A 4,609-nucleotide genomic window follows, 5' to 3' on the forward strand; every position below is an offset into this window, starting at 1 on the left:
CGGCGGCACGTTCCGGTCGGTGACGATCGCGAGGTCCGCACGGCCGTCTTCGATGTCCTCCCAGACGGCGCTCGTGCGCGGGCGGTGCTCCAGCACGAGGCCCGGCGCCTCTTTGGCCAACCTCGGAACGACGTAGGCGAGGATCTCAGGGACCGCCAATCCGCGCGAGACGAGGTGGAAGCGCCCCTCCAAGGCCTTCGGGTCGAAGACGAAGGGTTGGAAGAGCTTCGCCGCCTGATCGATCGTGGTCTCCAGGTCGGGGAGCACCCGGTAAAGACCTTTGGTGGGCGAGAGCCCCCGCGCCTGAGGCGTGAGCAGCTGGTCCCCGAAGGCGGCGCGGAGCTTTTCGAGCGTCCGCGACGCGCTCGCCAAACTCATCCCGAAGTTCGAAGCCGTCTTGGTGAGCTTCTGCGTGCGGGCCAAGTCCTGCAGAAAGCGCAGTTGCTGGAGCGTCAGATGCTCGGAGGGATCGTCAAGCGCGGTCTTCATCGGTCGGGCGGTGGTGAGATCAGGATGAGAAAGGTTGGGCGCCGGACCGAGAACTTCGGCCGGACGCCCACGGATGATTGATTCTAAAAAGGCCCTTCTTCCCGCCGTCTTCGGGGAAACCCGACTCAGGGACTCACGGGCGGCTATCCCCCAGTGAAAGTGAACGGGCGGCCCCGTTCCGAGACCGCCCGTTCGTCCTCTTTCCAAGACGGGCCTCGGTAAAGCCCGTCACGTCCAAGTTCCGCTCAAGTTCTTGAAGCGATCAGAACTTGTGCGTCATACCCATCGCGACGGTCGAGCGGCTCGCGACGTTCTCGGCCTTTTCGGTGTTTCGGAACATGCCGTTCCCGTACGCGTAGGTGCCCACCGCGTAGAGGTTCGTGCGCTTCGAGAGCGGATACGAGTAGCGCACCGCGCCCACCCAGCGTTCGCCGTCGTCCGCGAGATTCGCGGCGTTGGGGCCTTCCCAGGAGGCGCGCACCATCTTCACCGACCCGTGGATGCGCCCGCCCAGCAGCGGGTGGTTAGCACCCACCGAGAAGCTGTCCGCCGTGAAGCCTTCGCGCGAAGTCGCCGCCGCAAAGCCCATGTCGGCGCCCGAAATCACGTTCGGGGTGCCGAGCACGCCGCGGGCGTGTTCGAGGTGCTGGTAGGCGACGTGCACGCGCAGATCGCCCCACACGTACGCGCTCGCGCCCGCGAAGAAGTTCACGGTCGCCTTCGCGTCCGAAGGCGTCGCCGCCATCGTCTTGTTCGGGTAGTCGATCACCTGCACGAGAGCGAGCGCGGTGGTCTTCTCACCCGTCCAGGAAGTCCCCAGCGCGTAGACGTGCTGCACCTTCGAGAAGCCGTCCGACTCGGGCGTCGCCGCCTGGTCGGCGGCGTTCGAATACTGGCCGACGACGCGCAGGCCCCCGAGGAAGGGCGCCGTGCGGAAGGTCACCGCGTTGTCGACGATCGGGCTCGACTGGAAGGTGCCCGGCAAACCGCCGTCGGGGTTATTCGAGTAGATCGGGTTCATCGCGTTCGCCGCCCACTGGCCGTAGGTCCCGGTCGAGCCCAGAAGCCCGCCCGTGCGGCCGAAGGCGACTTCACCCATGCGCTCGTTCCCGACGATCAGCAGCGCGTCGCGCGAGAAGAAGGCGCCCGCGCGCGCATCGTTCGCGACGGCGCCCGACGAACCGTCGAAACCGCCTTCAAGGCTCACGCGCACGTAGGTCCCGTTCCCGAGATCTTCCTTCGTGCGGATCCCCCACACGGTCGAGATGTCGGTGCCGTGCATCTGGAGGTTCGGGTTGCCGTGCTTCGTGTCCGTCATGTAGAGGCCGGCGTCGATGCCGCCGTAGACGGTCGCTTCGGCGGCCGCGGCGGCACCCGCGGCGAGCGTGAGCGCGGCGGCAAGTGCGGAAGTTAGTGCGGCGCCCGCAAGTCGATGGGTCTGCATGTGTTTCTCCTGATTCCTTTTCAGTGGGACCCGGGTGGTCGTCCCGGGGTCCGTCATGTGAGTCGTGGTCGTGAAATGGTCTTCTCTTCGGACCGAAGCGCCCGAGTCCAAGCGTCCGGCCGAGAAAAACCCCGCCCGAAGCCTTTTTCGGACGGGGTTTCATGGCGCGGCGCCCTCAAGGGAAGGCCGCGGGTCCTTCTTCAGGATGTCGGACCCGGTCGGGCGGGGAGCGCATCCATCCGACGCTCCCCGCGCCCTCCGAAACCTTGGATCCGGAAGATCGTCGGACCCTTACTTCGCCTGCGGATTGAAGGCGTGTTCGACGAAGAACGGCCAAGCCTGGTAGCCCATCGTGTCCTGCAGCTTGATGAGGACGGAGGGTTCCGTCTGGCCCCACTTGTACTCGGCGATGTGAGGCGTCATGCGGCTCTTCGGGTCGCCCGTGTAGAGGCCCGGGGTCGAGTAGTAGACGACGAACGAATCCTTGTCGTCCATGTACTTCGCCAAGCCGGTCACCGGCGAGTAGAAGTCGTGGCCTTCCTTCTTGCCCACTTCGTAGACCTGTTCGACCGTCATCTTCTTCTGGTCGATCTTGTAGACGACGCCGCGGGTGTACTTTTCTTCCGCCAACGCCGGCTGTTCCATGCCGCGCGCGTCGCCGTTGTCGAAGGCGGAGACGTAGATGATGTCGCCCTTCGACTTCGACGCGATGCGCCAGGCGGTGTGCTGCGTCCAGGTCCAGTCGAAGTCGCCTTCGCACTTGGAGCCTTCGCACTTGATCTTGTTGCCCTTCGCGTCGACCGGCGTGAGGACCTTTTCAGCCCAGCCCTTCTTCCAGCCTTCGGGCGAGGCGAGGATCCACTTCACCTTCTTGTCGCGGCCGATCTTTACGATGGCGGACTGGTGGCGCGACGAGATGATGATCGAGTCGTCGGACGGGTCGTAGTCGACCGAGTTCACGTGCGCCCAGTTGCGGCCGGTGCCGACGCCCGTGATGTCGCCGAAGTCGTTCGAGGCGTCCTGCGCGGCGAGCTCTTCCGCGGTCATCGTGTGGCCGGCCTTCGAGGCGTCGATGTTGAGGCACACCGCACCCTGGTCCATCGCCTTCACGAGGTTGTCGCGGTACGGGTCGAGAATGTCCCAGAGCAGGAATTCGTCGACGACGCTGCCGTTTTCGTCCACCTCGATGATGACGTCGCGGACCGTGTGAACGCGCTTGCCGTCGGGACGGCGATGGTCGGACGAGGAAACGCGCAGGAACGTGTGGCCGTTTTCGGCGCCGTCGATCGCGTGCGAGTAGTCGGCGTAGCCCATCGGGAGACGGCGGTTGTAGATTTCGCGGCCGAGCATGTCGTACTTGGCGTAGCGCTGGCCGTAGCCGAAGATGAGGTTGCCGTCGGAGGACTGCTGGAAGCCCATGAGGATCCCGGCCTTGTAAGGCTGTTCGGGATCGTACATGTTGATGTCGGGCATCAGGTACCAGCGCAGCGTCCCCGTGGAGTCGATGATGCCGTTTTCGGGCATGAAGGACCATTCGAGGGCGCCCCCCATCGGGTTGTTCCAGACGAAGCGGGAGGCCTGCGGCGGCGTGCGCACGAGGTTGTTGACGAAGTAGAGGCGGTCGGAGAACGCCTTGTCCATCTTCAGCACCGTCGCGTCGAAGGTCGTGTGGGACTGGCCGTCCGTGCCGTTCGAGTGCATGTAGACGGGCGGGACGTAGAACTGATAGCGGTCCTTGAAGTGTTCGGTCTTCCCGTTGTAGACGCGGTCGTATTCGACTTCCACCGTGTTCAGGTAGTCCGCATAGAGACCGAAGAGCGGCACGCCGCCGTGGTTGCGGACGTTCGCATCCGAGACGTCGTACTTGATTTCCTGGCCGTCCGCCTTCGGCACGACGCGCACCTTGGCGTTCTTCACGGTGTAGCCGCCGTTGCGAACGACGGCCGTCATCGGGGCGATGCGGTAGGGATTCACCATCACTTCACCGATGTTGCCCTGGGCCTTGAAGCTCACCGCGGGACCGCTCGCGCCGCCCGAGGCGACGGCCGCATCCATGGTGAGGCCCAAACCGAGCGTGCAGGCCGCGGCAACCGCGACGGCGATGGAACGCTTCGTGATCATCTTCCTTTCTCCTGATTGAGGTTGGTCAGAGAGACCCAGGCACCGGCGCACGTTGGTGGTGTGTCCGACGGGAGAGATTCCGCAGGCTTGAGTGGTCTGAAGCGGAAAGCTGAAACCGGATCGGGCAGCGCGCGCATGTGGTCGGATGACGGCGCGATGGGTCTTTGGATGCCCGCATTCTAGGAAACGGAAGCGCCCGAACCAACCACTCCCGACGGAAGGCAGCTTTCCGTTTTTCGGAAACCTCGGCATCCTATACTTCCGTCCAAACGGGATTCGTGCATCCGCCCTTCAGACCATTCCCTTCGCGACGCACGCCCACTTGGGAGCCACGACCACCGGTTCCCCGACCACCACTTCTTTGGACCACTTTTGAGCGGGGTGCCCCTCGTCCGGACGAGAGACCGGGAGCAAAGCACCCCCTGGAGAAGAAACATGCTTCGCCGCACTTTCGTCAAGGCTTCGGCCGCCCTCGCGCTCGCCGCCACCATCGCCATGCCCGCCTTCGCCGCCACCGTCGGCCAGGACTACCAGGTTTTGGAAAAGCCGCTGCCT

General features: G+C 64.6%; 3 protein-coding genes. All 3 read right to left on the reverse strand.

Going from position 1 to position 4,609, the window contains the following annotated elements; translation table 11 throughout:
* Positions 1-489 (reverse strand): LysR family transcriptional regulator (locus HMPREF9440_RS08640; protein WP_008543390.1); only part of this gene is annotated, 489 nt, incomplete at its 3' end.
* 262 nt (positions 490-751) lie between these two features.
* Positions 752-1,933 carry a porin gene (locus HMPREF9440_RS08645; RefSeq protein WP_040765298.1) on the reverse strand — a complete coding sequence of 394 codons (1,182 nt, stop codon included), beginning with the start codon at positions 1,931-1,933 and terminating at the stop codon, positions 752-754.
* 291 nt (positions 1,934-2,224) lie between these two features.
* Complete coding sequence (locus tag HMPREF9440_RS08650) at positions 2,225-4,054, reverse strand: aryl-sulfate sulfotransferase (protein ID WP_008543393.1); 1,830 nt, start codon at positions 4,052-4,054, stop codon at positions 2,225-2,227.
* Positions 4,055-4,609 lie beyond the last annotated feature (555 nt).

This window comes from Sutterella parvirubra YIT 11816 (genome assembly GCF_000250875.1).
GTDB classification, from domain to species: Bacteria; Pseudomonadota; Gammaproteobacteria; order Burkholderiales; family Burkholderiaceae_F; genus Sutterella; species Sutterella parvirubra.